This window comes from Streptomyces sp. NPDC107517 (assembly GCF_055582645.1).
In genome coordinates, this window is sequence record NZ_JBVJPM010000012.1 from 233,529 (window position 1) to 260,224 (window position 26,696).

Annotated in this window: 24 protein-coding genes, 2 tRNA genes and 1 pseudogene; 14 read left to right on the forward strand and 13 right to left on the reverse strand. The window is 70.8% G+C overall.

What is annotated here, in order from left to right:
- Window positions 1-96 precede the first annotated feature (96 nt).
- Genes ACZ67T_RS26910 through ACZ67T_RS26920 form a run of 3 tightly spaced genes read left to right on the forward strand, consistent with a single transcriptional unit; the run spans window position 97 to window position 3,252 of the window.
- On the forward strand, window positions 97-1,788 hold the full coding sequence (locus ACZ67T_RS26910) for a TerD family protein (RefSeq protein WP_469987541.1): 1,692 nt from the start codon (window positions 97-99) through the stop codon (window positions 1,786-1,788).
- Between the two features lie 11 nt (window positions 1,789-1,799).
- Entirely contained in the window at window positions 1,800-2,480 is a 681-nt protein-coding gene (locus ACZ67T_RS26915) for an AIM24 family protein (protein ID WP_100596677.1), read from the forward strand.
- Between the two features lie 16 nt (window positions 2,481-2,496).
- Window positions 2,497-3,252 carry an AIM24 family protein gene (locus ACZ67T_RS26920; protein ID WP_469987542.1) on the forward strand — a complete coding sequence of 252 codons (756 nt, stop codon included), beginning with the start codon at window positions 2,497-2,499 and terminating at the stop codon, window positions 3,250-3,252.
- A 92-nt stretch (window positions 3,253-3,344) separates the two neighbouring features.
- Here the strand turns inward: ACZ67T_RS26920 and ACZ67T_RS26925 are convergent, their stop codons facing one another.
- Window positions 3,345-3,869: an NUDIX hydrolase gene (locus ACZ67T_RS26925; protein ID WP_469987543.1), complete on the reverse strand. Its 525-nt coding sequence runs from the start codon at window positions 3,867-3,869 to the stop codon at window positions 3,345-3,347.
- A complete protein-coding gene (locus tag ACZ67T_RS26930; protein WP_469987544.1) occupies window positions 3,866-5,338 on the reverse strand; it encodes a zinc-dependent metalloprotease in 1,473 nt (490 codons plus the stop codon). The genes ACZ67T_RS26925 and ACZ67T_RS26930 overlap by 4 nt, the downstream gene beginning before the upstream one ends.
- A gap of 190 nt (window positions 5,339-5,528) precedes the next feature.
- Here ACZ67T_RS26930 and ACZ67T_RS26935 point away from each other — a divergent pair, with 190 nt between their 5' ends.
- The 4 genes from ACZ67T_RS26935 to ACZ67T_RS26950 all read left to right on the forward strand — a co-directional run bounded on the left by ACZ67T_RS26935 (window position 5,529) and on the right by ACZ67T_RS26950 (window position 8,756).
- On the forward strand, window positions 5,529-6,641 hold the full coding sequence (locus tag ACZ67T_RS26935; protein WP_469987545.1) for an SDR family oxidoreductase: 1,113 nt from the start codon (window positions 5,529-5,531) through the stop codon (window positions 6,639-6,641).
- Window positions 6,642-6,771: 130 nt separating this feature from the next.
- Window positions 6,772-7,236, forward strand: a complete 465-nt coding sequence (locus ACZ67T_RS26940) for a molybdenum cofactor biosynthesis protein MoaE (RefSeq protein ID WP_469987546.1) — start codon at window positions 6,772-6,774, stop codon at window positions 7,234-7,236.
- 169 nt (window positions 7,237-7,405) lie between these two features.
- Complete coding sequence (locus ACZ67T_RS26945; protein ID WP_469987614.1) at window positions 7,406-7,642, forward strand: hypothetical protein; 237 nt, start codon at window positions 7,406-7,408, stop codon at window positions 7,640-7,642.
- 25 nt (window positions 7,643-7,667) lie between these two features.
- Window positions 7,668-8,756, forward strand: a complete 1,089-nt coding sequence (locus tag ACZ67T_RS26950) for a YlbL family protein (RefSeq protein WP_469987547.1) — start codon at window positions 7,668-7,670, stop codon at window positions 8,754-8,756.
- 73 nt (window positions 8,757-8,829) lie between these two features.
- Here ACZ67T_RS26950 and ACZ67T_RS26955 read toward each other — a convergent pair whose 3' ends face one another.
- A complete protein-coding gene (locus tag ACZ67T_RS26955; RefSeq protein ID WP_469987548.1) occupies window positions 8,830-9,372 on the reverse strand; it encodes a PPA1309 family protein in 543 nt (180 codons plus the stop codon).
- Window positions 9,373-9,512: 140 nt separating this feature from the next.
- Between ACZ67T_RS26955 and ACZ67T_RS26960 the strand changes: the two genes are divergently transcribed.
- From ACZ67T_RS26960 to ACZ67T_RS26975, 4 genes are all read left to right on the forward strand, one after another.
- Entirely contained in the window at window positions 9,513-12,455 is a 2,943-nt protein-coding gene (locus tag ACZ67T_RS26960; RefSeq protein WP_469987611.1) for a UPF0182 family membrane protein, read from the forward strand.
- A gap of 43 nt (window positions 12,456-12,498) precedes the next feature.
- A tRNA-Met gene (locus ACZ67T_RS26965) sits at window positions 12,499-12,572 on the forward strand.
- Window positions 12,573-12,782: 210 nt separating this feature from the next.
- A complete protein-coding gene (locus ACZ67T_RS26970) occupies window positions 12,783-14,651 on the forward strand; it encodes a tetratricopeptide repeat protein (protein WP_469987549.1) in 1,869 nt (622 codons plus the stop codon).
- Window positions 14,652-14,788: 137 nt separating this feature from the next.
- Window positions 14,789-14,862, forward strand: a tRNA-Met gene (locus tag ACZ67T_RS26975).
- 69 nt (window positions 14,863-14,931) lie between these two features.
- Here ACZ67T_RS26975 and ACZ67T_RS26980 read toward each other — a convergent pair.
- The 4 genes from ACZ67T_RS26980 to ACZ67T_RS26995 all read right to left on the reverse strand — a co-directional run bounded on the left by ACZ67T_RS26980 (window position 14,932) and on the right by ACZ67T_RS26995 (window position 18,373).
- Window positions 14,932-16,068, reverse strand: a complete 1,137-nt coding sequence (locus tag ACZ67T_RS26980; protein ID WP_469987550.1) for an ABC transporter substrate-binding protein — start codon at window positions 16,066-16,068, stop codon at window positions 14,932-14,934.
- A 31-nt stretch (window positions 16,069-16,099) separates the two neighbouring features.
- Complete coding sequence (locus tag ACZ67T_RS26985) at window positions 16,100-16,963, reverse strand: ABC transporter permease (RefSeq protein ID WP_469987551.1); 864 nt, start codon at window positions 16,961-16,963, stop codon at window positions 16,100-16,102.
- Window positions 16,960-17,742 carry an ABC transporter ATP-binding protein gene (locus tag ACZ67T_RS26990; protein WP_469987552.1) on the reverse strand — a complete coding sequence of 261 codons (783 nt, stop codon included), beginning with the start codon at window positions 17,740-17,742 and terminating at the stop codon, window positions 16,960-16,962. Before ACZ67T_RS26990 ends, ACZ67T_RS26985 begins: the two co-directional genes overlap by 4 nt.
- 214 nt (window positions 17,743-17,956) lie before the next feature.
- Complete coding sequence (locus ACZ67T_RS26995; RefSeq protein ID WP_469987553.1) at window positions 17,957-18,373, reverse strand: Fur family transcriptional regulator; 417 nt, start codon at window positions 18,371-18,373, stop codon at window positions 17,957-17,959.
- 127 nt (window positions 18,374-18,500) lie between these two features.
- Here ACZ67T_RS26995 and ACZ67T_RS27000 point away from each other — a divergent pair.
- Window positions 18,501-19,972, forward strand: a pseudogene (locus ACZ67T_RS27000) (catalase).
- 82 nt (window positions 19,973-20,054) lie between these two features.
- Here the strand turns inward: ACZ67T_RS27000 and ACZ67T_RS27005 are convergent.
- Both ACZ67T_RS27005 and hisN read right to left on the reverse strand, forming a co-directional pair.
- Window positions 20,055-20,456 (reverse strand): CBS domain-containing protein, encoded by a 402-nt coding sequence (locus ACZ67T_RS27005; RefSeq protein WP_100595972.1) that lies wholly within the window; start codon window positions 20,454-20,456, stop codon window positions 20,055-20,057.
- A gap of 199 nt (window positions 20,457-20,655) precedes the next feature.
- Window positions 20,656-21,450, reverse strand: coding sequence for a histidinol-phosphatase (gene hisN / locus ACZ67T_RS27010; protein WP_469987554.1), 795 nt, complete (start codon window positions 21,448-21,450; stop codon window positions 20,656-20,658).
- 132 nt (window positions 21,451-21,582) lie between these two features.
- Between hisN and ACZ67T_RS27015 the strand changes: the two genes are divergently transcribed.
- On the forward strand, window positions 21,583-22,188 hold the full coding sequence (locus tag ACZ67T_RS27015; protein ID WP_469987555.1) for a TetR/AcrR family transcriptional regulator: 606 nt from the start codon (window positions 21,583-21,585) through the stop codon (window positions 22,186-22,188).
- A gap of 55 nt (window positions 22,189-22,243) precedes the next feature.
- Here ACZ67T_RS27015 and ACZ67T_RS27020 read toward each other — a convergent pair whose 3' ends face one another.
- The 4 genes from ACZ67T_RS27020 to ACZ67T_RS27035 all read right to left on the reverse strand — a co-directional run bounded on the left by ACZ67T_RS27020 (window position 22,244) and on the right by ACZ67T_RS27035 (window position 25,816).
- Window positions 22,244-22,567, reverse strand: a complete 324-nt coding sequence (locus tag ACZ67T_RS27020) for a DMT family transporter (RefSeq protein ID WP_116510189.1) — start codon at window positions 22,565-22,567, stop codon at window positions 22,244-22,246.
- Between the two features lie 116 nt (window positions 22,568-22,683).
- Window positions 22,684-23,694, reverse strand: a complete 1,011-nt coding sequence (rsgA, locus tag ACZ67T_RS27025) for a ribosome small subunit-dependent GTPase A (RefSeq protein WP_469987556.1) — start codon at window positions 23,692-23,694, stop codon at window positions 22,684-22,686.
- A gap of 16 nt (window positions 23,695-23,710) precedes the next feature.
- Window positions 23,711-25,027 (reverse strand): 3-phosphoshikimate 1-carboxyvinyltransferase, encoded by a 1,317-nt coding sequence (aroA, locus tag ACZ67T_RS27030; protein WP_469987557.1) that lies wholly within the window; start codon window positions 25,025-25,027, stop codon window positions 23,711-23,713.
- Window positions 25,028-25,093: 66 nt separating this feature from the next.
- Window positions 25,094-25,816 carry a M50 family metallopeptidase gene (locus ACZ67T_RS27035; protein WP_469987558.1) on the reverse strand — a complete coding sequence of 241 codons (723 nt, stop codon included), beginning with the start codon at window positions 25,814-25,816 and terminating at the stop codon, window positions 25,094-25,096.
- 49 nt (window positions 25,817-25,865) lie between these two features.
- Here ACZ67T_RS27035 and ACZ67T_RS27040 point away from each other — a divergent pair, with 49 nt between their 5' ends.
- On the forward strand, window positions 25,866-26,681 hold the full coding sequence (locus tag ACZ67T_RS27040; RefSeq protein ID WP_469987559.1) for an SOS response-associated peptidase: 816 nt from the start codon (window positions 25,866-25,868) through the stop codon (window positions 26,679-26,681).
- The last annotated feature ends 15 nt before the right edge of the window (window positions 26,682-26,696 follow it).

Here is a 26,696-nt window from a genome sequence, read left to right on the forward strand (position 1 = left end):
TGTGTACCAGGGCTGTACCGGCTGCCGCCGCTGTCAGCGATTGCGGTTAGCCTGACGCGACGTATTCACCTTCGGGATGGGGGACGGTCGTTACGCATGGCCAGGGAATTCCAACGCGGCCACAAGGCCAAGATCAGTGACCTCACCGCGGGCACCGATCTGTACGTAGGCGTGCAGATCACGGGTCCCGGACTGACCTTCGACATCAGCTGCTTCGGTCTTGACGCCGACGAACGGCTCTCGGACGACCGGTATTTCGTCTTCTTCAATCAGCCGAAGTCGCCCGAGGAGTCGATTCAGCTTCTCGGTGCGCAGGCCGGCGACAGCGAGTCCTTCCGTGTCACCCTCGACCGGATCCCGGCGAACATCCAGAAGCTGTCGTTCACCGCGACGATCGACGGCGCCGGGCAGATGTCGCAGATCGCCCCCGGATACGTACGGATCGTCGCGGGCGGCGAGGAGGTCGCCCGCTATTCGTTCAACGGCACGGAGTTCTCGACCGAACGTGCCGTGATGCTGGGCGACTTCTACCTGAAGGACGTCTGGCGGTTCGCGGCCGTCGGGCAGGGGTTCGACGGCGGACTGGACGCGCTGCTGAAGAACTTCGGCGGTGAGGTCGCAGACGAGGAGCCCGCCGCCGCGCCGCCCCAGCAGCAGGCCGGTGCACCGTCGTTCGCGCCGCCCGGGCAGGCCACGGCGCCCCCCGCGTTCGGCGCGCCCGCCCCGGCCCCGCAGCCCGCCCAGCAGGGTTACGCGCCGCCGCAGGGAGCCATGCCGCCGCCCGCGCCCGCCCCGGCCCCGCCGTCGGTGCACGCGGCGCCGACGATCGTGGCACCGCTGGCCACGCCGCCCGGCGCCATGCAGCCGCCGGCCGCGCCCACCCCGCACGCGCCGCCCATCGGCCAGGTTCCCGGTCAGACCGCGCCCCCGCCCCCGGGCTACGGGCAGCCGACCGCGCCTCCCGGCTACGGACAGCAGCCCCAGGCGCCGACCCCGCCTCCGGGCTACGGGCAGCCGACTCCGCCTCCCGGTTACGGGCAGCAGCCGCCCGGTCAGTTCCCCGGTCAGCAGGGTGCCCCGTCGCCGTACGGGGTGCCTCAGGGTGTGCCGCAGGGCGGAGGCGCTGCCGGTGTGGCCGCCGCCCTCTCGGCGTTCCGTGAGGCGCCCACCGGTCAGCGGTGGACCCTGCAGAACAAGAAGCTGATCCGCGTCGACCTCGGCGCCGGCAGCGACCAGCCGGTGCTCGCCCGTCAGGGCAGCATGGTGCTCTACCAGGGCAAGGTCGAGTTCAGCTACAAGGGCGCGGGCTTCGCCGGCCGGATCGTGGGCAACGCGACCGGCCAGGAGATGCAGCTGATGCGCTGCACCGGCCGCGGCCAGGTCTTCCTCGCCGACGACACCACGCATCTGCACCCCATCGAGCTCCAGGGCGACGCGATCTGCGTATCCGCGGAGAACGTGCTGGCGTTCGACGAGAGCCTCCAGCACGAGGTGCGCAGGATCGAGGGGCACGGCATTCCCGGCGGCGCCCTGTTCGTCATGCAGTTCCAGGGCACGGGCACGGTCGTCGTCAAGACGCACGGCACACCCGTCGTGCTGCCCGTGACGCCGACGACGTTCGCCGACTGCAACGCGGTCGTCGCCTGGTCGGCCGCCGCGCAGGCGATCGTGTCCAGCCAGGTACGCATGCGCTACAACGCCTACCCGGGACACAGCGGGGAGAGCGTGAACCTCCAGTTCCGGGGTGCGCCAGGGAACTTCATCGTCGTCCAGCCGTTCGAGGTCTGAGGGAGCCCGTCATGAACCAGCCACTCGCGGGTTACGCCCCGACCCCGGTAGCCGCCCGCATGGAGAACCACGGCGCCAACATGCTCAAGGTCGCCATGCAGACCGGCAACGACCTCCTCGCGCGCGTGGGCTCGATGGTCGCCTACGAAGGGTTCGTCCAGTACGAGCCCAATCCGCCCGCCGTCCGCCAGATCGCCCGCGACTGGATGACCGGCGAGGGCGCGCCCCTGATGAAGGCCACCGGAGACGGCATCCTCTACCTCGCCGACTACGGCGCCGAGATTGTCGTCATCAACCTCGGCGGCGACTCGATCTCGGTGAACGGCACGAACCTGCTCGCCTTCGACGCGCACCTCCAGTGGGGCGTCGAGCGCGTCAAGGGCCTCGCCAAGTTCGCCGGACAGGGCCTGTGGAACATCAAGATCTCCGGGCAGGGCTATGTCGCCCTCACGTCCCGGGGCACTCCCATCGTCGTCGACTGCGGCCGCGGCGAGGACGAGACGTACGTCGACCCGGACGCGTTGATCGCCTGGTCCCCGAACCTCAAGGTGAAGGGCAAGCGCAGCTTCAAGGCCGGCTCGCTCATCGGGCGCGGCAGTGGCGAGGCCTACCAGATGGGCTTCTCCGGGGAAGGCATCGTCGTCGTACAGCCCAGTGAGGACAGCACCGACCGCCTCCGAGTCCGGGGCTGAGGGGGAACGGAACACCATGCAGAGCCCGCTTTTCGCGCACTCCGAGCAGCAGACCCAGGAGCGCTACACCGTCCAGAACCCGCAGCTGCTGCGGGTCGCCCTCGAAGGTCACGACGACATCCTCGCCCGCAAGGGCGCCATGGTCGCCTACCAGGGCCTCGTCGAGTTCGACGGCGAGATCCAGACCTCCGGTCAGCGGCGCGCCCGCGCCCACACCGGTGAGGGCCTCGACCTGATGCGCTGCCACGGGCAGGGCACCGTCTACCTCGCCAACCTCGCCCAGTACATCCACGTGGTGGAGGTCGAGCAGGACGGTCTGACCGTGGACAGCAGTTACGTCCTCGCGCTCGACTCCTCGCTCAGCCACCAGGTCGTCGCCGTCGACAGCCAGTACGGCATCTCCGGCTCCGGCAAGTACCAGCTCAACATCACCGGGCGGGGCAAGGTCGCCCTGATGACGTCGGGGCAGCCGCTGATGCTCCAGGTCACCCCGGACCGGTACGTCAACGCCGACGCGGACGCGATCGTCGCCTGGTCCAACGGCCTGCGCGTGCAGATGCAGGCCCAGACGCACTCCTCCGGAGTGTGGCGGCGCCGCGGTAACACGGGTGAGGGCTGGGAGCTCAGCTTCATGGGCCAGGGCTACGCCCTCGTGCAGCCCAGCGAGCTGCTGCCCCCGCAGAACGCGGTGATCGGCCAGGGCCTCAGCGCCCAGTACGGCATGGGCCAGCAGGGTGCCCGCGGCCAGAACCAGGGCAACGTCTGGAGCTGACCCAAGCGCGACCACGGGTCCGGAGCGACCATGTGCCCAGCGCCATGTGTAAGGGGCGGCCACCGCGGTGGCCGCCCCTTACACATGCCCGCTCACAGTCGGGCGCGCGTCGCCTCCACCAGGCGCACGACGGACTCGTCCGCGACGCCCGCGACCTCGTCGTACGGGAACCAGCGCAGGTCGAGCGATTCGTCGCTGATGGCGGCCACCGCGTCGGCGGGAGCGAGAGCCGCGTACTGCGTGTCGAGATGCCGAGTGCACGGTCCCGGGATCGGATGCCGGTCGAGCCGCACGGGGCCGCCCGCCAGGAGCGTCAAGCCGGGGATGCCGGACTCCTCGGTCGCCTCCCGCAGCGCGGCGTCCGCGAGCGTCAGGTCACCCGGCTCGCAGTGGCCGCCCATCTGCAGCCACATCTGGAGCTTCTTGTGCAGCGTGAGCAGCACCCGCCCGCGGGACGGGTCGATGACCAGCGCGCTCGCCGTCAGATGGCCGTCCGTGCAGGCCTTCCACATGCCGTCCTCGGGATGGGCGGACAGGTGGTCCAGGTACGCCTGGCGCAGCTCGGGCTGGCCCTCGTAGGCCTTCAGTACGAGGACCGCGTCGTCGTGCAGCGTCACTTGCCCTCGTCGTCCTTGGAGCCGTCGGAGCCGTCCTCGGAGCTGTCCGCGGGACCGTCGCCCTTGGAGTCGCCCTCCTTGGAGAGGTTCGGCTTGTCCAGGCCGCCGCTCGCCGCCTCGCCGAGCATCTTGTCGATCTCGGAGAAGTCCAGCTGCTCGCGGTGCACGAAGCCGTCCGGGTCGTCCAGGTCCGAAGCCGTCGGCAGCATGTCCGGGTGCGCCCACAGGCCGTCGCGCCCGTCCACACCGCGCGCGTCCGTCAGCGAGGCCCACAGCCGCGAGGCGTCCCGCAGGCGGCGCGGGCGCAGCTCCAGACCGATCAGCGTTGCGAACGTCTGCTCGGCGGGGCCACCGGTCGCCCGGCGGCGGCGCAGCGTCTCACGGAGCGCGTCGGCCGACGACAGGCGCGGCTTCGCGGCCGCGTGGACCACGGCGTCGACCCAGCCCTCGACGAGCGCGAGAGCGGTCTCCAGGCGGGCCAGGGCGGCCTTCTGCTCCGGAGTGTCCTCCGGCTGGAACATGCCCTGCTGAAGCGCCTCCTGCAGCTGCTCCGGGTTCTGCGGGTCGAGCTGGCCGACCGCGTCCTCCAGCTTCGCCGTGTCGACCTTGATGCCGCGCGCGTACCCCTCGACCGCGCCGAACAGGTGCGAGCGCAGCCACGGCACATGCGAGAAGAGTCGCTGGTGGGCGGCCTCGCGCAGCGCCAGGTAGAGCCGCACCTCCTCCTTGGGGATGCCGAGGTCCTTGCCGAACGCCTCGACGTTCACCGGCAGGAGCGCCGCCTTGCCGGCGGGGCCGAGCGGCAGACCGATGTCGGTCGAGCCGACGACCTCGCCCGCGAGGACGCCCACGGCCTGCCCGATCTGCGAGCCGAACATGGCGCCGCCCATGGAGCGCATCATCCCGATGAGCGGGCCCGCCATGGCCTGCATCTCCTCGGGAAGGACATCGCCCATGGCCAGGCCGACACGCTCGGCGACCGGGTCGACGAGTTCCTTCCACACCGGGAGGGTCGCCTCGACCCACTCGGCGCGGCTCCACGCCACCGCGGACCCGGCGCCCGACGGCAGCGACGTCGCGTCGTCGAGCCACAGGTCGGCCAGGCGCACGGCCTCCTCGACCTGCGAGCGCTCGGCGGGGCCGACACTCGCGTCCTTGGTGCCGTCGGCGGTGCCCTGGGAGACCGTCTGACGGGCGATGTCCTTGGCCATCTCCCAGTTCACCGGGCCGCCCTCGTACGAGAGCATCTGGCCGAGCTGCTGGAAGGCGGCCCCCAGGTCATTGGGGTTCAGAGAACCGAACATCGCGGCGAAGGGGTTGTCCCCGCCGCCCATGCCGGGCAGTCCTCCGAAACCGAAGGGGTTGGCAGGTCCCTGACCGCCACCGCCCTGCTGATCCTTCTTCTTGCCCTCGTCGCCGTCGTCCGGCTCCTCCGGCGGAAGGCCGAATCCGAATGGGGTGTCACTCACGGGGTTCCTCGGCTGGTTAGGCCACCGGTTCTGTCCCGGCGGCGTTTGCCCGACTACACACCCAGCGTAGACACCGTGACGCGATCGGGCCTCGGTGCTCCGCCGACTCACGGCCTGCGGCAGGATGGATGCCTCCTGGTACGTACGCGTCGTACACGTACGTACTGAATACAACCGCTGGAGACGCCCGGTGAGTTCCCCAGATCCACAGGTTCGCGCAGCGCGAAACCCCTCGACCCGTTCCGGAGCGCGCGGCCCTGTCGTCGCGGTCACCGGTGCCGCCTCCGGCGTCGGCGCGCTCCTCACCGAGCGACTCGCCGCATCCGACGAGATCAAGCAGGTCCTGGCCATCGACGAGCGGCGCGGTGAGTGCGCGTCCGCGACCTGGCACATCCTGGACGTGCGCGACCCGGCGATCGCCGAGAAGCTGCGCGGCGCGGACGTCGTCGTGCACCTCGCGCTCGACCTCGACCTGGAGACCGACCCCGCGGCCCGTACGGCGTACAACGTGCGCGGCACCCAGACGGTGCTCACCGCCGCGGCCGCCGCCGGAGTCCACCGTGTCGTCCTGTGCACCTCGGCGATGGTCTACGGAGCGCTCGAGGACAACGAGCTGCCCCTCTCCGAGGACGCCGAACTGCGCGCGACCGCGGAGGCCACCGGCGTCGGCGACCTCCTGGAGGTCGAGCGGCTCGCCCGACGCGCGCCGCGCGCCCACCCCGGACTCAATGTGACCGTGGTCCGCCCCGCCACCCTCGTCGGCGGCACCGACACCGCCCTGACCAGGTACTTCGAGTCGCCGCGGCTCCTCGTCGTGGCGGGATCCCGGCCCGCCTGGCAGTTCTGCCACGTCGAGGACCTGTGCAGCGCCCTCGAGTACGCCGTCCTGGAGCGGGTCGAAGGGGAACTCGCCGTCGGCTGCGACGGCTGGCTGGAGCAGGAGGAGGTCGAGGAGCTCAGCGGGATCCGCCGCATGGAGCTGCCCTCCGCGGTCGCCCTGGGCGCCGCGGCCCGCCTCCACCGGATCGGTCTCACGCCGTCCCCCGCGGGCGACCTCGCGTACACGATGTACCCCTGGGTGGTCAGCGTGAGCCGGCTGCACGACGCCGGATGGCGCCCGCAGTGGACCAACGAGGAGGTCCTCGCCGAACTCCTCGAGGAGGTCTCGGGACGGCACACCGTCGCGGGCCGCCGCCTCGGACGCAAGGACGCGACCGCGGCCGGAGCGGCCGGAGCCACCGTCGCCCTGCTCGGCGCGGCCGCCGTCGTGCGCCGGGCCCGCAAGGCCAGGCGCAGGATCTGACGGCCCGGACCGGCCCGCCCCGGCCGGCCTCCGGACCGGCACGCCCTGTAGGAGGCTCCAACTCACTACGCGCGCGTGCCGGTGGAAAGCGCTATTCCGTGCCGGTGGCCGCGTACGGCACGATGACCTCATGGCACGCACCACGAACGACCACCCCGGAGAGCAGTCGGCGCACGACCCCATCCGGCTCATCGCGATCCGCGACACGCCCTTGTCCGTGGACGAGGTGTTCCGGGCCGTCGGGGAGGACGCGGCGGGCGGCACGGCGCTGTTCGTGGGGACGGTGCGCAATCACGACGGTGGCGCCGACGTCGACGCGCTCGGGTACTCGTGCCACCCCTCCGCCGAGCTCGAGATGCGGACCGTCGCCGAGAAGGTCGTCGCCCAGTTCCCGGTGCGCGCCCTCGCGGCCGTCCACCGAGTGGGCGATCTGGCTGTCGGCGACATCGCGGTCGTCGTCGCCGTGTCCTGTCCGCACCGCGGAGAGGCCTTCGAGGCCTGCCGCAAGCTGATCGACGACCTCAAGCACGAGGTGCCCATCTGGAAGCACCAGAAGTTCTCCGACGGCACCGAGGAGTGGGTCGGCGCCTGCTGACCTCCCGGAGCCGGGCCACTGGCCTCCCGTAGCCGGGCCACGCTCATCGCCTTCGGCCACACGGGCGGTTCCGGTTGCGTAACCGCCCCCCTGCGGCGAGCGTTGACACAGCAGATGGTTAATCTGCTGATCAGTCAGTTGTAGTGGCTCATGGGGTCGGAGGTCCGGCATGGCGGCGCTTTTGTGGCTGCTGATTCCGCTTGTAGCGGCGGTCGGCGCCGGTGTGTGGGGCAGCTGGGCCGCACGGAACCGCAGGACGGGTGACGTGTCGGAGCTCAACGGGTACGTCCGCTTCCGCGAGGCCATGGAACGGTCGCACACGGGCACGGAGACGGACCCCCTCGACCCCGAGGCGGACGCGCTGCCCCCGGTCGAGTCCCGGACGGACGCCCCAGCGGTGCACTGACAGACCGGTCCCGTACTGTCGTTCCATGCCACGCCGCACCGCGACGATGCTCGCCTCGACCCTGATGCTGATCGCGCTGCTCTGCGCGGGAGTGCTCATCAAAGTTCCGTACGCGGAGATGACCCCGGGACCGACGGTCAACACGCTCGGGGACCACGACGGCGAGCCGGTGCTCCAGATCTCCGGCCGGAAGACGTACCCGACGACCGGGCACCTCAACATGACGACGGTCCGGGTCACGAGCGCCGACTACAACATGAACCTCGTCTCGGCGGTCTACGGCTGGCTCGCGCACGACAGCATCGTCGTGCCGCACGCCACGCTCTACCCCGACGGCAAGACCGAGCAGCAGTCCTCGCAGGAGAACGCCGAGGAGTTCAGCCAGTCCCAGGAGAGCGCCAAGGTCGCCGCCCTGAACGAGCTGAAGATCCCCGTGAAGTCCTGGGTGATCGTCCAGTCGGTCATCAAGGGCGGCCCCTCCGAGGGGCGGCTGCACGCCGGTGACGTGATCAAGGCCGTCGACGGCGCCAAGGTCGAGAAGCCGGCCGATGTCGCGAAGCTCGTCACCAAGCACAAGCCGGGCGAGGACGTCTCCTTCACGATCGTGCCCGTCAAGGACGCGGCCGCCGCCGAGAAGGAGGGCAAGCAGCCCACCCGCACGCAGAACGTCACGGTCACCACCCAGAAGGCCAAGGACGGCCGCGCGATCGTCGGCATCCAGGCCGGAACCGATCACACGTTCCCGTTCGCCATCGACATCAAGCTCGCCGACGTCGGCGGCCCCAGCGCCGGACTGATGTTCGCGCTCGGCATCGTCGACAAGCTGACGCCCGAGGACCTCACCGGCGGCCGGTTCGTGGCCGGCACGGGCACCATCGACGACGACGGCAAGGTCGGCCCGATCGGCGGCATCCAGATGAAGACCGTCGGCGCCCGTGGCAAGGGCGCGCGCTACTTCCTGACACCCAAGGACAACTGCGCCGAGGCGGCCAAGGACGTTCCGGGCGGACTCACCCTCGTCAAGGTCAACACCATCGACGACGCGATGAACGCCCTCGAGGACATCCGCTCGGGCAACACCAGCGACCTGCCGAAGTGCACGGTCAAGGGGTGACACGAGGTTCAAGAACATGACGGGGGGCGCCGCACACTGTGCGGCGCCCCCTGTTCTCGTTGCGGCGCGAGTGCTACTCGGCGAACGTCGCCGCGAGGGCCTCGGCCAGGCCCGGGACCAGGTCCGCCCCGGTGAGGACCTCGTTGGGGGAGTCCTTCTCGCGCAGGCGCAGCGCCGACTCGCGCGCACCGTCACGCAGTACCGCCACGGTCATCCGGACCTCCTGACGGCCCGGGTGCTTCGCCACCCAGCCGGCGAGCTGCGCCTCACCGAGCCCCTCCGGAACGGACGCCTCCGCGGACGGCGGCAGCATCAGCCGCTCCACCGTCAGGGCGCAGCCGACGACCGCGTCGGGCCAGGCGATGGTGCCGAGGAACTCGTCGAGCGGCTTGTCGGCGGGCACCTCGTCCTGCTCGATCGGGGTGAAGGCCGCGGCCTCCTGCTCGCCGTCCAGGCCGAGCTGGGCCGCTAGGCCGGGTTCCTGGGCCCGCAGACGGGCGGTGTCGACGAGGGCGAAGAGGCGGGCGGGCTGGTCCCAGCCGAGGCCGGAGGCGTACTCGTCGATCTCGAGTACGGCCCGGGTGAGCGGGCTGGCTGCCATGGGAGTGTTGGACATGGTCACAATCCTGCCTCGTTAGTACCCGGAACCGGGAACTGAGTAAAGCGTGAGTAAGTTGCATAGGTGATGGGTCCGCGATCACGGGGGCCCGACCGATCGATTTCGAACTTTTCGAGGTGCGCACCTTGGCTTTCCAGATGCCGGACCGCGGCGGAGGCCCGACGGGGCCACGGATGAGAGTGGGCCGGCCGTCCCGGCGCGTCCGTTCCCTGCTCATGACGCTCGGCGTCCTTGCCGCACTGGGCATGGCGTTCGTCATGTTCGCAGGGTTCTGGACCGACTGGCTCTGGTACCGATCGGTCGACTACTCGTCCGTTTTCACGACCACCCTGTGGACGAAGATCGGGCTGTTCTTCGTCTTCGGACTGCTGATGGCGATCGCCGTCGGACTGAACGTCTGGCTCGCGCACCGGCTGCGGCCCCCGCTGAGCGCCATGTCGATGGAGCAGCAGAGCCTCGACCGGTACCGCATGAGCATCGCGCCCTACAAGAAGTGGCTGCTGCTCGGCATCACGGCCCTGGTCGGCCTCATCGCGGGCGCCTCAGCCGCCACCCAGTGGCGCACGTGGCTGATGTGGGTGAACGGCGTGCCGTTCCACCAGAAGGACCCCCAGTTCCACCTCGACGTGGCCTTCTACGCCTTCGACCTGCCGTGGTACCGGTTCCTGCTCGGTTTCGGCTTCGCGGCGACGATCCTCTCCCTGATCGCGGCCGCGCTGACCCACTACCTGTACGGCGGGCTGCGGATCACCACCCCGGGCGCGCGCGCCACCGCCGCGGCAACCGGTCATCTCTCCGTGCTGCTCGGCGTGTTCGTGACCCTCAAGGCGGTCGCGTACTGGCTCGACCGGTACGGGCTCGCGGTGAAGTCCAGCGACTTCAAGGCGACGGACAACTGGACGGGCCTGCGGTACGTGGATGCGAACGCGTATCTGCCGGCCAAGACCATCCTGTTCTGCATCGCCGTTATCTGTGCCGTGCTGTTCTTCGCGACGCTGTGGCGGCGCACGTGGCAGCTGCCCGTCATCGGCTTCGGTCTGATGGTGCTCTCCGCGATCCTGATCGGCGGCCTGTACCCGGCCATCGTCCAGAAGTTCCAGGTCCAGCCGAACGAGCAGTCCAAGGAAGCCCCGTACATCGAGAAGAACATCGAGGCGACCCGCAAGGCGTACGGGATCGCCGGGGTGTCCCCGGTGGACTACACCGGCAAGGGCACGGTCAAGGACTCCAAGAAGCAGCGCACGGACGCCGATTCGGCGGCCAGCTACCGGGTCAACGATCCGAACGTGGTCTCGCCGACGTTCCAGCAGCTGGAGCAGGAGCGGAAGTACTACCAGTTCCCGAAGACCCTCGACGTCGACCGCTACAAGGGCCAGGACACCGTCATCGGCCTGCGTGAGCTCAACCTCGCGGGCGTCGAGAAGCGGAACTGGATCAACGACCACTTCACCTACACGCACGGCTTCGGAGCGGTCGCGGCCAAGGGCACGCAGACCGACCCGGACTCCCCGGGCGCACCCCTGTTCACCGAGTCGGGCCTGCCCGCCGGCGGGACCCTGGGCTCGTACCAGCAGCGGATCTACTACGGCGAGAAGACCCGCCAGTACTCGATCGTCGGCGGGCCCCAGAAGGAGCTCGACTACGAGCAGGACGACGGCACCCAGAAGACCACGAGCTACAGCGGCAAGGGCGGCGTCAGCCTCTCCAACCCGATCAACCGCGCCGCGTACGCGGTCTCCTTCAGCGAGCCGCAGATCCTGTACTCGGGAGCCATCGGCGACGGCTCGAAGATCCTGTACAACCGCACGCCCAAGGAGCGCGTCGAGGCGGTCGCCCCCTGGCTGACCATCGACGGCGACGCGTATCCGGCGGTCGTCAAGGGCAAGATCCAGTGGGTCGTCGACGCGTACACGACGTCGAACGGATACCCGTACGCGTCCCGTACGACGCTCGGTGACACGACGGCCGACTCCCTCAACGAGGGCGACACCCAGCGCGCGGTGGTGGCCCAGCAGAACCAGGTCAACTACATCCGCAACTCGGTGAAGGCCACCGTCGACGCCTATGACGGCACGGTGAAGCTGTACACGTGGGACGACAAGGACCCGGTCCTCAAGACCTGGAAGAAGGCGTTCCCCGGCACGGTCGAGCCCAAGAGCGCGATCCCGCAGGAGCTCAAGGACCATCTGCGGTATCCGCAGGACATGTTCAAGGTGCAGCGCGAGCTGCTGTCCCTGTACCACGTCACGGACTCCGACCAGTTCTACAACGCGTCCGACGCGTGGCAGGTCCCGAACGACCCGACGAAGAAGGACAACAGCGCGGTCCCGCCCTACTACCTGTCCATGAAGATGCCGGGCCAGAGTGACCAGCAGTTCTCGCTGACGACGACGTTCACCCCGAGCGGGCGCCCCAACCTGCGCGCGTTCATGGCGGTCGACGCCGATGCCACCAGCAAGGACTACGGCACGATAAGACTGCTGCGGGTCACCGAGGACAAGGTGTACGGCCCGGAACAGGTGCAGAACAAGCTGAACTCCCTGTCGTCCGTGGCGAACTTCGTCCGCGACATGAAGGGTGCCGACTCGACGGTCCTGTACGGCAATCTGCTGACGGTGCCGCTCGACAAGGGCTTCCTCTATGTCGAACCGATCTACGCACAGGGCCGGAACGCGGAGTACCCGCTGCTGCGCAAGGTCGCGGTCTCCTACGGCGACAGAACCGGATTCGCCGACGACCTCGGGGACGCGCTGAACCAGGCGTTCGGCGTGGACGGCGCGCAGCCGGCCGAGCCGGAGAAGCCCGGTGGCGACACGACGAAGCCACCGGAGAACTCCACGGTCAAGGAAGCCCTCGCGGACGCGGAGAAGGCCTTCGAGGAGGGCCAGGCCGCCATGAAGAAGGGCGACCTGCACGCCTACGCCGACGCGCAGGACAAGCTGGAGGATGCCCTCAAGCGCGCCGACAAGGCACAGTCCGCGGCCGACAAGGCGGCCGGCGACGGCAAGTCCAGCGACAAGAGCGCTGATCAGAGCGCCGACAAGGACACCAGCAAGAACAGTGGAGGGTCGAGCAGCTGAGCGAAGACCCACCTCGCGCCGTGGTACGGTTTGAACACAACGGCGCGGGGTGGAGCAGCTCGGTAGCTCGCTGGGCTCATAACCCAGAGGTCGCAGGTTCAAATCCTGTCCCCGCTACTGAAGACGAAGGCCCGGATCCTGATCTTTCAGGATCCGGGCCTTCGTCGTGTGCGCAGTAACCGTCCGTCCGTGCGAAGCGTGCCTCTCCCGGGGGTAGTTGAGGTTTTCGTGTTTCACTTATCTCTCTGTGGGCATGTCGACAAAACGCTGAAGTGACCTCACTGGCTGCGGTATACCAGGTGTACCCAGGTTGCAGGTGGTGCGACGATGGACGTTATGGGGGACAAGGCAACTCTGTTGGAGACAGGGCGGTTTGTGCAGCCGGCCGACCGGGAGGAACCCGGGGCGGCCGCCGAGGAAGCACGTCATCGGCCGGCCGCCGAGTCCGGCGACGTCGAGGCGATGAGTGTCCTCGGAGCCATGCTGCTGCGCCGTGGTGACCTCGACGGAGCCGAGCCCCAGCTGCGCGCTGCCACCGCCGCGGGCGACCGCGCCGCCGCCAACAACCTCGGTGTCCTGCTGCACCAGCGCGGATACGCGGACGAGGCCGCCGGCTGGTGGCGCATCGCCGCCGTCGCCGGATCCGCCCCCGCCGCGCACGCCCTCGGCCGCCACCACCGCGAGCGCGGTGACGAGCCCGCCGCCGAGTACTGGCTGCGGCAGTCCGCCGAACAGGGCCACGCCCTCGGCGCGTACGCGCTCGCCGACCTCCTCGAACACCGCAGCGACGTCGGCGCCGAGCGCTGGATGCGCGCTGCCGCCGAGCACGGCCACCGCGAGGCCGCCTACCGGCTCGCCCGCACCCTCGACCGGCGCGCCGCGCACGAGCGCCCCGAGGGGGCGCTCCGTGGTGCGCCCGCGCCCGCCGACGACGAGAGCGGCGCCCCCGGCGACGCGACCGCGACCGGTGCCCGCAGGAAGCTGCCCGCGGCCGCGGAGGCCGAGCAGTGGTACCGGCAGGCCGCCGCGCGCGGACACCGCCGGGCCGCCCTGCACCTCGGCGCGATCCTGGAGAAGCGCGGAGAGCTCAAGGAGGCCGGCCGCTGGTACCTGAACTCCGCGAAGGACGGCGAGCCCCGGGCCGCCTGCGCGCTCGGCTTCCTGCTGCGCGACGCCGGTGACGAGGAGAGCGCAGGGGTCTGGTGGCTGCGCGCGGCCCAGGATGGCGACGGCAACGCCGCCAACGCGCTCGGCGCCCTGCACGCCCGGCGTGGCGAGACCCAGACCGCCGAGCGCTGGTACCGCGCGGCCATGGACGCGGGGGACATCAACGGCGCGTACAACCTCGGCCTGCTCTGCGCCGAGCAGGGCCGCACCGCGCAGGCCGACCAGTGGTACCGGCGTGCCGCGTACGCGGGCCACCGCGAGGCGGCGAACGCGCTGGCCGTGCTGCTCCTCCAGGGCGGCGACGCGGCGGGCGCCGAGCCGTGGTTCTCCAAGGCCGCCGAGGCGGGCAGCGTGGACGCCGCCTTCAACCTCGGCATCCTGTACGCCGGCCGGGGCGACGAGGACGCCGCCCTCCAGTGGTACGAGCGGGCCGCGGCGGGCGGGCACACCGAGGCCGCGCTCCAGGCCGGGATCGCCCGGCTGCGGGACGGTGACGAGCGGGACGCCGAGCGGCATCTGCGGTGCGCCGCCGGCGGGGGCAGCGCCGAGGGCGCGTACCGCCTGGCCACGATCCTCGACGCGCGGCAGCCCCCGGTCGGGCCGCCCGCGCTCGGCGAGTGCGTCAGTGAGCGTGCCGAGTGCGAGGAGTGGTACGAGCGGGCCGCCGAGCAGGGGCACCGGCGCGCGCAGGTACGGGTCGGCATGCTGGCCGCGGCGCGGGGCGACATCGTCTGCGCGGCGCGCTGGTACCGCGAGGCCGCGGAGGCGGGCTCGCGCAACGGCGCGTTCAACCTCGGGCTGCTGCTCGCCCGCGAGGGGAGCGAGCCGGAGGCCGCGCTGTGGTGGACGCGCGCCGCCGACGCCGGGCACGGGCGCGCGGCGCTGCGCCTCGCGCTGCTGTGCGCGCGCCGTGGCGACCTCGTCGAGGGGCAGCGGTGGGCTCACCGGGCCGTGGAGCTCGGTCCGGCCGAGGTGTCCGAGCGGGCCGGGCGGCTGCGGGACGCGCTGCGCTCGGAGCTGTCCGCGTAACGGAGGCAGATGGGGGTGTGGCGGGGCCCGGACCGGTCCCCGCCACACCCGTCAGACCCTCATTTCGCCCTCGCACGCCAGGCGCCGGAAGGAATTTGCGCTGGTCGGGGCCGTTCGCGTAGAGTCGTGTTCACCGACGCGGGGTGGAGCAGCTCGGTAGCTCGCTGGGCTCATAACCCAGAGGTCGCAGGTTCAAATCCTGTCCCCGCTACTGAAGGCCTGAGGCCCGGAACCATTGGTTCCGGGCCTCAGCTCTGTTTCCGGCCGGATCAGCCCGGCGTCACGGCTTGTGGCCCACCGCCTCCGCGTACAGCGCCCGGTCCACGACCTTGTCCTCCGCAAGGGGGTCCCCCTTGGAGACGCCCGCCGCGCGGTACGCGGCCTGGAGCCTGTCCGTCGTGCCCGACCTGATCTCCCAGTCCATCCGCAGCGACGGCGTCGACTCCAGTACGGCCTTGTCGGTCTTCAGGAGCCCGGCGAGGTCGGTGACGAACGCCGGGTCCTTCTTGTAGTCGCCCGCGAAGTACGTGTTCACCGTGCGGATGTACGCGCGCAGGAACGCGACCCCGGCGTCCGGGTCCTCCTTGAGGAGCTTCGGGCCGAACAGGAGGCCGCCCAGGGGTTCACCGAGCGGCTGGCCGCCCAGGAACGCGAACCGCTTGTCGCCGTCGACCTTGCGCCACACCGGGTCGAGCAGCCAGGCCGAGTCGACACCGCCGTTCTGAAGCGCGGTCAGCACGTCGGCCGAGCCGAGCTGCTGGAACTGGATCTTGTCGAGCCCGCCGCCGTGCTTCTTCAGCGCCTTGTCCATGGGGTACGAGATGACCGAGCCCTTGCCGATCATCGTGCCGAGCCTGCGCCCCGCCATCGGGACGTGGTCCGGGCTCTGCCCCTTCTTCAGGCGCACCCACATTCCGCTCTTGGACTTCGGGTCCGGGGAGAAGTTCCCGGCGACCCACTTGATGTCGAAGCCGCCGCTGATGCCGTTCATCACCGCGGCCTCGGGCGCCGCCCACTGCGCGTCGATGTCCCCCTTGGCCAGCAGCGGGAGCGCGTCCGGGGTCGGCAGGACCTTCAGGGTGACGTCGAGACCCTCCTTCTTGAACTCGCCCTTCTGCAGAGCCAGTTCGAGCGGGGCCACGTACTCGGCGCTCAGGGTGCCGGTCGCGATGGTGAGCTTGCGGGTCTTGGCGAGCTTCACCGGCGCCGGGGCGCCCTTGTCGCAGCGGGCGGGTGCGCGGTCGGCGGCCAGGTCCGAAGGATCGGTCCAGCCGTTCTTCCCGCAGCCCGCCACCGCCTTGACCGTGCGGGGCTTGGCGGCCGTGTTGGGCGAGGAGTGGCTGTTGCCGCCGCAGCCGGCCGAGGCGAGCAGGGCGCCGGTCGCGAGCAGCGTCGTACAGACGAGTCTGGTGCGCATGGATTCTCCGTACGGGAAGGGACGGTGGAGGTCAGGACTGGCCGCGGCCGCGGTCGCGCGGCGCCCACGGAGTGAGCAGCCGGCCCGCTATGCGCACCAGTTCGGAGAAGACGACGCCGAGCACGGCGACGCAGACGATGCCGACGAACATCACGTCGTTCTGGAAGAGGGCGCGGGCGTCGAAGATCAGGTGGCCGAGGCCGTTCGTGGCCGCGATCTGCTCGGAGGCGACGATCACGAGGACCGCGACGCCGGCGGCGATGCGGGCGCCGACCAGGACCGCGGGCAGCGACGCCGGAAGCAGGACGTGCCGGAACATCTGCCACGGAGAGGCGCCGAAGACCTGTCCGGCGTCCCGGTGGCCGGAGGGGACGGCGAGCACCGCCGCCATCGTGGAGATCCAGACGAAGAAGAAGACGGTCGCGGCGACCAGCGCGATCTGCGGGCCCTCGCCGAGACCGAACATGTTCAGGAAGATCGGCAGCAGGGCCAGCTTCGGAACGACGTAGAGCGCGTCCAGCATCGGTTCGAGGGCGGCGCGCACCACGGAGAGCGAGCCCATCAGGAGGCCGAGGGCGTATCCGGCGACGGTGCCGATCGCGTATCCGGCGAGTACGCGCTTGAGAGTGGCCCACACGTCCGGCCACAGGTCGCCGTCCGCGGCGCGGTGCCAGCCGTCGACGAGGATCGTGGACGGCGCCGGGTAGACGCGGTCGTCGATCCACGCCTGGGTGGCGGCGAGCTGCCACAGCAGGACCAGGACGAGGGGGACGGCGACGGCGAGCGAGAGTTCGAGGGCGCGGCGCCTGCGGTGGGTGCGGGCAGGGTGCAGCTCCTGCGGGCCCGGCCGTCTGACCAGGAGCGTCGTGTCTTCCTTCGGCGCGGTCGTCGTCATGCCGGGACCGCCTCGTCGCGACGTACCTCGCCCCGCAGCAGATCCCACAACTCGCCCTTCAGCGCGGTGAATTCGGGTGTCGAGCGGATGTCGCCGGTGCGCGGCCGGGCGAACGGCGGGCGGCGCTCGGCGATGATGCGGCCCGGCCGTGCCGACATCACGAGGACGCGGTCGCCGAGCACGATCGCCTCTTCCAGGCTGTGGGTGATGAAGAGGGTGGTGGTGCGGGTGCTCTGGGTGAGGTCGAGGAGCTCGTCCTGCAGGATCGTGCGCAGCTGGGCGTCGAGGGCCGCGAACGGCTCGTCCATGAGGAGGATCTCGGGCTCGACGGCGAGCGCGCGGGCGATGGCGACGCGCTGGCGCATGCCGCCGGACAGCGCGGCCGGATAGGCGTCGGCGAAGTCGGCGAGGCCCATGCGGGTGAGCCAGTCGGTGGCGCGGGCGTCGGCCTCGCGGCGGGGGACCTTCTGGATGTCGAGGCCGAAGCGGACGTTGGCCAGGACCGTCTTCCAGTCGTAGATCCCGTAGTCCTGGAAGATCATCGCGGCCGGGCGGTCGCTCTTTGTGCGGATGGCCAGCTCGCCCGCGGTGGGGCGCAGCAGGCCGGCGGCGATGCGCAGGAGGGTGGACTTCCCGCAGCCGGAGGGACCGACCACGCAGGTGAACTCGCCGGGGGCGATGGTGAGGTCGAGGGGACCGAGGGCCGCCACCGTGCGGTGGCCTCGGCCGAAGGACCGGGTGAGTGTGCGGGCCTGGAGTTTGGGGTGCGGCTCTCCCACGGTTTTCCTCCCGGGGTGCGGTGGAGGTGGGCGCCGCCGACGATATGACGGGTCGTCAGATTGGGGAAGGGGGCGGGTTGTTGAGATACGGACCAAAGGGGCGCGCGAGAGGGTCCGGTGAAGAGGGGTGCGGTAAGAGGGGCGCGCGAGGAGGGGTATGCGAGGAGGGCCCGCACCGGACGGTGCGGGCCCTCCTCGGAAAGGGTGGTGTGCGCTACGCCTTCGCGCAGTTCGGGCAGACGCCCCGGTACGTCACCTCGACGTCCGAGATCGTGAAGCCGAAGCGCTCGGAGTCGGGGAGGTCGGTGAGCGGGTTGCCGCTCGGGTGGACGTCCCGGATCGCGCCGCACCGGGCGCAGACCAGGTGCTGGTGCGGGCGGTGCGCGTTCGGGTCGTAGCGCTTGGCGCGCTTGTCCGTGGCGACCTCGATGACCTCGCCGAGGGAGACCATCTCGCCGAGCGTGTTGTAGACGGTCGCCCGGGAGATCTCGGGGAGTCTGGCGACGGCGAGTGAATGCACCTCGTCGGCCGTCAGGTGGACATGGTCGCCGTCGAGGACCTCGGCCACGACGCGCCGCTGTGCGGTCATACGCCAGCCGCGTCCGCGCAGTCGTTCCAACAGGTCACTCATGAGGGCCAGCCTAACAGGCGGAGGGACCAGGTCCCGAACGGGTGTGACTTTGGAAGCTCACTTGACTTAGACATTGTCCATTGTAGGATCGAAACTGGCTTTGGCCAAGGGACAGGATTTGGCTGACTTGACACAGGAGGCGCACGTGACGTCGCAGGGACCGCTCACCACGGAGGCCGGCGCGCCGGTCGCCGACAACCAGAACAGCGAGACCGCGGGCGTCGGCGGGCCTGTGCTGGTCCAGGACCAGGCGCTGCTCGAGAAGCTCGCGCACTTCAACCGCGAGCGCATCCCGGAGCGCATCGTGCACGCCCGCGGCGCCGGTGCGTACGGCACGTTCACGCTGACCCGGGACGTCTCGCAGTGGACGCGGGCCACGTTCCTCTCCGAGGTCGGCAAGCAGACCGAGACGTTCCTGCGGTTCTCCACCGTCGCGGGCAGCCTCGGCTCCGCGGACGCCGTGCGTGACCCCCGCGGCTTCGCGCTGAAGTTCTACACCGAGGAGGGGAACTACGACCTCGTCGGCAACAACACCCCGGTGTTCTTCATCAAGGACGCCATCAAGTTCCCCGACTTCATCCACACGCAGAAGCGCGACCCGTACACGGGCTCGCAGGAGGCCGACAACGTGTGGGACTTCTGGGGCCTGAGCCCCGAGTCGACGCACCAGGTCACCTGGCTCTTCGGCGACCGAGGCATCCCGGCGACGCTGCGCCACATGAACGGGTACGGCTCGCACACGTACCAGTGGAACAACGAGGCCGGCGAGGTCTTCTGGGTCAAGTACCACTTCAAGACCGACCAGGGGATCAAGAACCTCACGGCCGGCGAGGCCGCGAAGCTCGCCGGTGAGGACCCGGACTCGCACCAGCGCGACCTGCGCGAGGCCATCGAGCGCGGCGAGTTCCCGTCCTGGACCGTGCAGGTGCAGATCATGCCGGCGGCTGACGCGGCGACCTACCGCTTCAACCCGTTCGACCTCACCAAGGTGTGGCCGCACGAGGACTACCCGGCGATCGAGATCGGCAAGCTGGAGCTCAACCGCAACCCGGAGAACATCTTCGCCGAGGTCGAGCAGAGCATCTTCTCGCCGGCGCACTTCGTGCCGGGCATCGGCCCGTCGCCCGACAAGATGCTCCAGGGCCGCCTTTTCGCGTACGGGGACGCGCACCGCTACCGCGTCGGTATCAACGCCGACCACCTGCCGGTGAACCGCCGCACGCCACCGAGGCGCGCACCAACTCCCGTGACGGCTTCCTGTACGACGGCCGCCACCGGGGCGCGAAGAACTACGAGCCGAACTCCTTCGGCGGCCCGTTCCAGACGGACCGGCCGCTGTGGGTGTCGACACCCGTCACCGGCGGCACCGGCAACCACGAGGCCCCCTCGCACGCCGAGGACAACGACTTCGTGCAGGCGGGCAACCTCTACCGCCTGATGTCCGAGGACGAGAAGGCCCGTCTGATCGAGAACCTCGCGGGCAACATCGCGGGCGTCTCCCGCGACGACATCGCCGAGCGCGCGATCGGCAACTTCCGCCAGGCGGACGGTGACTTCGGCAAGCGCCTCGAGGCCGCGGTCCAGGCCCTTCGCGGCTGACCGGGACGCTTGACGCAGGCAGAGGGCCGGCTCCCATCGGGGGCCGGCCCTCTTGTTCGCGTACGGCGGCGCCGTACGCGAATCAGCTCACCAGCGTGGTCGACGCGCGGCGGGCCGGGGCCCAGCAGCGGATGATGTCGCGGACCGACACGATGCCGACCGGCTCCTGGTCGTCGAGCACGATGAGATGCCGGAAGCCGCCGTGCGACATGGCCTCGGCAGCCTCCTGGAGCGTCCACGCCGGGGCGGCGAAGACGACGTCGGTCGTGGTGTGGGTGCCGGCGATCTCATGGTCCGGGTTCTGGCCGAGGCCGAGCGAGTTGAGGATGTCGCGCTCGGTCAGAATGCCGATCCCGCAGGTGTCGGGGTCGAGGACGACCGCCGCGCCGACCCGGCGTTCGGACATCAGCCGGGCCGACCTGCGCAGTGTGTGGGCGGGGCCGATGGTGAGGACCATCGTGCTCATGGCGTCGCGGACGAGCATGGGCGTGAGCCACCTCCTTGGTGAATCCGCGACCTCCGGGATGCCGAAGGATTGCCTCCGGTCCCGACCTGGAGAACGGATTCACAAGTTCACAAGTGTGGGGACTCTCAGAGTCGCAGCCGCTCGGGCCGTCAACAAGGGGGCGCGGAAGGTCCGTTGCGCCGCTACGGAGCTTCCGCGCGCCGTAGCGGCGCGACGCTCACGTCTGCAGGTAGCTCAGCAGCTCGCCGTGGAGCAGGCCGTTCGACGCCGCCGCGTTGCCGCTGTGCGGGCCGTGGCGCCCGTCGAGGCCGGTGAAGACGCCGCCCGCCTCCGTCACGATGATCGCGTTCGCCGCCATGTCCCACAGGGAGAGCTCGGGCTCCGCCGCCATGTCGACGGCGCCCTCGGCGACCATCATGTACGGCCAGAAGTCGCCGTATCCACGCGTGCGCCACACCGCGCGCGTGAGGTCGAGGAAGCCGTCGAGCCGGCCCTGCTCCTCCCAGCCGCTCAGCGAGGAGTACGCGAAGGAGGCGTCAGCGAGGCGCCCGACCTTGGAGACGTTGAGGCGCGAGGCCGATGTCAGGCTGCGGCCCGTGTAGGCGCCCGCGCCCTTCGCCGCCCACCAGCGGCGGCCGAGAGCCGGCGCGGAGACGACGCCGACCACCGGCTGGTAGCCGCCCTCGCCCGCCTCCATCAACGAGATGAGCGTCGCCCAGACCGGCACGCCTCGTACGTAGTTCTTGGTGCCGTCGATCGGGTCGACGACCCAGCGGCGCGGTCCCGTCCCCTCGATCCCGTACTCCTCGCCGAGGATCGCGTCCCGCGGCCGTGCCCGCTTCAGCTGGCCGCGGATGAGCTCCTCCGCGGCCTTGTCGGCCTCGCTCACCGGCGTCATGTCCGGTTTGGTCTCGACCTTCAGGTCGAGGGCCTTGAACCGGTCCATGGTCGCGGCGTCGGCGGCGTCCGCGAGGACGTGGGCGAGGCGCAGATCATCGTGATAGTCGGGCATGGACGAACAGTATCGATCGAGGTCGGTCCGGGGCCACAGGGCGCCGGGCCCGGCGGTCCGCGAGGGCTATTGACAGGGCACGCGTGCGCGTCAACGCTGACGGTTGAGCCGCTACGGCGCGGGGAGGCGGCGATGCCCACGGCGCGGGAGTCCTTGCTGGACGCGGCCGGTACGGCGCTGGCCGGGCGCGCCTGGCCCCTGGTGCGGATGATCGACGTGGCGGCCGTCGCCGGGGTGTCCCGGCAGACCCTCTACAACGAGTTCGGCAGCAAGGACGGGCTCGCGCGCGCCCTGGTCCGACGCGAGGCCGACGCCTATCTGGCGGGCGTCGACCGGGCCCTGAAGGAGGCCGGGGTCGAGGGCGTCGCCGAGTGGACCGTCACCGCGGCCGGTTCCAGCGCGCTGGTACGGGCCGTGCTCACCGGCTGCTGGGGCGGGCGACTGCCGGCCCCGGCGCTCGCCGGGGTGCCCTCGTCGTCCACTGTGCCCGCGCAGCGCCGGGCCGACGGGCCGCTCCCCGGCCCCGGCGACCTGGTGAAGCTGGTCCGTGAGCGGGCCGCGGTCGCGTTGCGTTCGGCGGGCCGGCCGCGGGCGGAGGCGGACCACCTGGCCCGAGACTGCGAACTGGCCGTCCGGCTCGCCCTGTCCTGTCTGATCGCCCCCGAGGCCGAGGGCGGCGTCGCGCGCCTCGTGCGGGACGCGCTGACGCACCGCAGGACGGGCGCCACCGTCGTCTGACGTGAACGGCCCGTCGAAGAAGCCGAGTTGACGGTACGGGACGGCTGCCGACGGCTCAGTGTGCCGAGCCCGACAGCTGAAGCCCGATCACACCGACGATCACGAGCGAGATCGAGACGAGCTTGAGGGTGGAGACCAGGTCGTCGAGGAAGACCATCCCGTAGATCGCGGTGCCCGCCGCGCCGATGCCCGTCCACACCGCGTACGCGGGGCCCACGTCGAGCTTGCGCAGCGCGAGCGTGAGGAGGCCGAAGCTGCCGAGGGCGAAGCACGAGAACGCGATCGTCGGCCAGAGCCGGGTGAAGCCGTGCGAGAGCTTCAGGCAGACCGCGAAGCCGGTCTCGAGAATCCCCGCCACGATGACCAGCAGCCACGCCATGTGCTTGCCTCCAGCATCTTCGACTTCCGTGACCGCTTCGTACGGTTTCGATCTTGCGTCCGGCTTGGTGCGATTATGCACTTACCGTCGAGGCGCGGTCGCAAACAACGCTGAGGTCAGTCGCCCTCGCGTCGCTCCCTCGTGGCGAGCAGCCTCCGCAGTGAGTACAGACGCGCGGGATCGGCGTGTCCCTGAGTGACCCACTCGTCGAGCGCGCAGTCCGGTTCGTCGTGGCTGCACGCGCGCGGGCAGTTCTCGGTGCCCGGCTCCAGGTCGGGGAAGGCGTGGATGACGCGCGACGGGTCGATGTAGTGCAGACCGAAGGAGCGCACGCCCGGGGTGTCGATCACCCATCCGCTGTCGTCGGGCAGCGGCAGCGCGAGCGCGGACGTCGTGGTGTGCCGGCCGCGGCCCGTGACCGCGTTGACATGGCCCGTCGTACGCCGGCTGCCCTTGGGCACCAGCGAGTTCACCAGCGTCGTCTTGCCGACGCCGGAGTGGCCGACGAACACGGTGATCTTGCCGTCGAGCTGCTCGCGCACCCGTGCGACCGCGGCCCCGCTCTCCAGCTCGTCCCGGCTGGTGACGACGTAGGGGACGCCCAACGCCCCGTACAGCTCCAGGAGTTTGTCCGGCGGGTCGAGGTCCGACTTGGTCAGGACGAGGAGCGGGTCGAGCCCGCTGTCGTACGCGGCGACGAGGCAGCGGTCGATCATGCGGGGGCGCGGCTCGGGGTCAGCGAGGGCGGTGACGATGGCGAGCTGGTCCGCGTTGGCGACGACCACGCGCTCGTACGGGTCGTCGTCGTCGGCCGTGCGGCGCAGGACGGAGGTGCGCTCCCCGATGCGGACGATGCGGGCGAGGGTGTCCTTCTTGCCGGACAGATCCCCGACGACGGAGACCTGGTCGCCGACGACGGCCGCCTTGCGGCCCAGCTCGCGGGCCTTCATCGCGGTGACCGGGATGTCGTCGATGAGGACGGTGAGGCGGCCCCGGTCCACGGTCAGGACCATGCCGTCGGCGGCGTCCTCGTGCTTCGGGCGGATGTTCGTGCGCGGGCGGTTGCCCTTGCGGTTGGGGCGGACGCGGATGTCGTCCTCGTCGGGGTTCTTGCCGTAACGGCGCATGATCTCGATCCGCCCGTCAGTTCCCCAGCATCCCGGCCCACAGGTCGGGGAAGTCGGGCAGGGTCTTGGCGGTCGTCCCCACGTTCTCGATCTCCACGCCCGGCACGGCGAGGCCGATGATCGCGCCCGCGGTGGCCATGCGGTGGTCGTCGTAGGTGTGGAAGATCCCGCCGTGCAGGCGGCGCGGCCGGATGTGCAGGCCGTCGGCCGTCTCGGTGACGTCGCCGCCGAGCTCGTTGATCTCCTTGGTGAGCGCGGCCAGGCGGTCCGTCTCGTGCAGACGCAGGTGCGCCACGCCCCGCAGCGTGGAGGGGGAGTCGGCGAGGGCCGCGACGGCCGCGATGCCGGGCGTCAGCTCGCCGACCTCGCTCAGGTCCACGTCGATGCCGTGGATCGCGCCGGATCCGGTGAACTCGAGGCCCTGCCCGGTCAGTTCGCAGGAGCCGCCCATCAGGGTGAAGATCTCGCGCAGCCGGTCGCCGGGCTGCGTCGTGCGCTCCGGCCAGTCGGGGACGGTGACCTTGCCGCCGGTGACGAGGGCCGCGGCCAGGAACGGCTGGGCGTTCGACAGGTCGGGCTCCACCGTCAGATCGCGGCCGAGCAGGGCGCCCGAGGTGACGCGCCAGGCGTTCGGCTCGCCGCCGGACTCCGGGGTGTCGACCTGGGCGCCGACCGTGCGCAGCATGTCGACGGTCATCCGGATGTGCGGCATCGAGGGCAGCGGGCCGCCGACGTGACGCACCTCGACCCCCTGGTTGAAGCGCGGCGCGGACAGCAGGAGGGCGCTGACGAACTGCGACGAGGAGGACGCGTCGATCTCGACCCGGCCGCCGTCGAGGGCGCCGGTGCCGTGCACGGTCATCGGGAGCGAGCCGCGGCTGTCGTCGTCGATCCGGGCGCCGAGCACGCGCAGCGCGTCGATCACGCCGTTCAGCGGCCGCTCGTACGAACGGGGGTCCCCGTCGAAGCGCACCGGTCCGTCGGCGAGCGCTGCGACCGGGGGCAGGAAGCGCATCACCGTGCCGGCGTTGCCCACGTCGACCGTGGCCGGGCCGCGCAGCCCCGAGGGGATCACGCGCCAGGCCTCGCCGGAACCGTCCGGGCCCACGCCCTCCTCGATGCCGACGCCCATGGCGCGCAGGGCGGCCGCCATCAGGAGCGTGTCGCGCGAGCGCAGCGGGCGGCGCAGCCAGCCGGGCTCGGCGGCGAGCGCGGCCAGGACGAGCGCGCGGTTGGTGACCGACTTCGATCCCGGCACATGGACCGTCGCGAAGACGGGGCCGCTCGCGTGCGGGGCGGGCCAGAGGGAGGTGTGCGCGGGGATTTCGGTCATGCCTTTACTTTAGTGGGCTCAGGCGATCGGGCCGGATCACGAGCCCCCGCCCCGCCGAGCAGGGGGTCACAGTCCGAGCAGCCAGCGGCCCCCGCCGAGCAGTGAGCACAGTGAGACGGCGTGGAAGAAGAACAGCCACATTCCCGCCGGCACGTGCGTGAGCCGCGACAGCTGGTCCGCGTCGGAGTCCCCGGCCCCGCCCCGCCTGCGCTTGCTCTGCAGCTCGAACGCGGGCCGCACGCCGCCCAGCAGCAGGAACCACACGACGACGTAGGCGAACGCGGCCTGCACCTGCGGTCCCGCCAGCCAGGACACGAGCACGAAGAGGCCGCCGGTCAGGATCACGGTCAGCGCGCCATAAGCGTTCCTGATCATCACGAGCAGCGCCACGAGCAGAGCCGTGGCCAGCCACAGGAGGGCCGTGATGTGCCCGGCGGCGAGCAGCGCCGCGCCGCCGAGGCCGAGGAGCGGGGGAGCGGTGTAGCCGGCTCCCGCGGTCAGGATCATGCCGAGGCCCGACGGCTTGCCGCGGCTGACCGTGAGGCCGCTGGTGTCCGAGTGCAGCCTGATGCCGTCGAGACGGCGCCCGCTGAGCAGGGCCACGACGCCGTGCCCGCCCTCGTGGGCGATGGTGATCGCGTTGCGGGAGAGCCGCCATATGTTGTGCGGGACGATCACGGCGAGCGCGACCGCCGCTGTGGCGAACACCACCCACTGATCGGGGTCGGACTGGCTGCCGAAGACCCGGTCCCACAGGTCGGCGGCGGCGCTGCTCGCGGTGACGTACATGGTTGGAGCGGCTCCCTCTGGCGGGCCAGTATCTGGCACTGTGGCACGTATGTGCGGACGGTATGCATCGAGTCGTAGGCCCGAGGATCTCGCAGGAATCTTTGAGATCGAGAAGTGGGAGCCCGAGGAGACCCTCGCGCCCGACTTCAACGTGGCCCCGACCAAGGAGGTCTACGCGGTCCTCGACCGCCCTGTGAAGGACGCCGCCGACCGGAATCCGGTTCGCCAGCTGCGCACGCTCAAGTGGGGCCTCGTGCCGTCGTGGTCGAAGACCCCCGAGGGCGGCGCCCGGATGATCAACGCCCGCGCCGAGACGGTGTCCGAGAAGCCCTCGTACCGCCGCGCCTTCGCGAGCCGCCGCTGCATTCTGCCCGCGGACGGCTACTACGAGTGGGTCACCGGCGTCGGCGAGCGGGACCTGGAGGTCGAGGGCAAGAAGAAGCGGCCGCGCAAGCAGCCCTACTTCGTCACGCCCGCCGACGGCTCCGTCTTCGCGATGGCGGGCCTGTACGAGTTCTGGCGCGACCGCACCCTGCCCGACGAGCACCCGCTCGCCTGGTGGGTGACCTGCACCGTCATCACCACCGAGGCGGAGACCGCGCCGCTCGCCGTCGCCCCCGACGAGGGGCCCCGCTCGCTCTTCGACATCCACCCCCGGATGCCGCTCATGCTCACCCCGGACCGGTGGGACGCCTGGCTCGACCCGGCCCGCACCGACGTCGACGACCTGAAGTCGCTGCTCGCGCCGCCGCCGGAGGGCCTGATGCGGGCCTACCCCGTCTCGACCTCGGTCAGCAACGTGCGCAACAACGGGCCCGAGCTGCTCAAGGAGCTGGAGGGGCCCGAGGAGGGCACACTCTTCTGACGTGACCAAGAACAC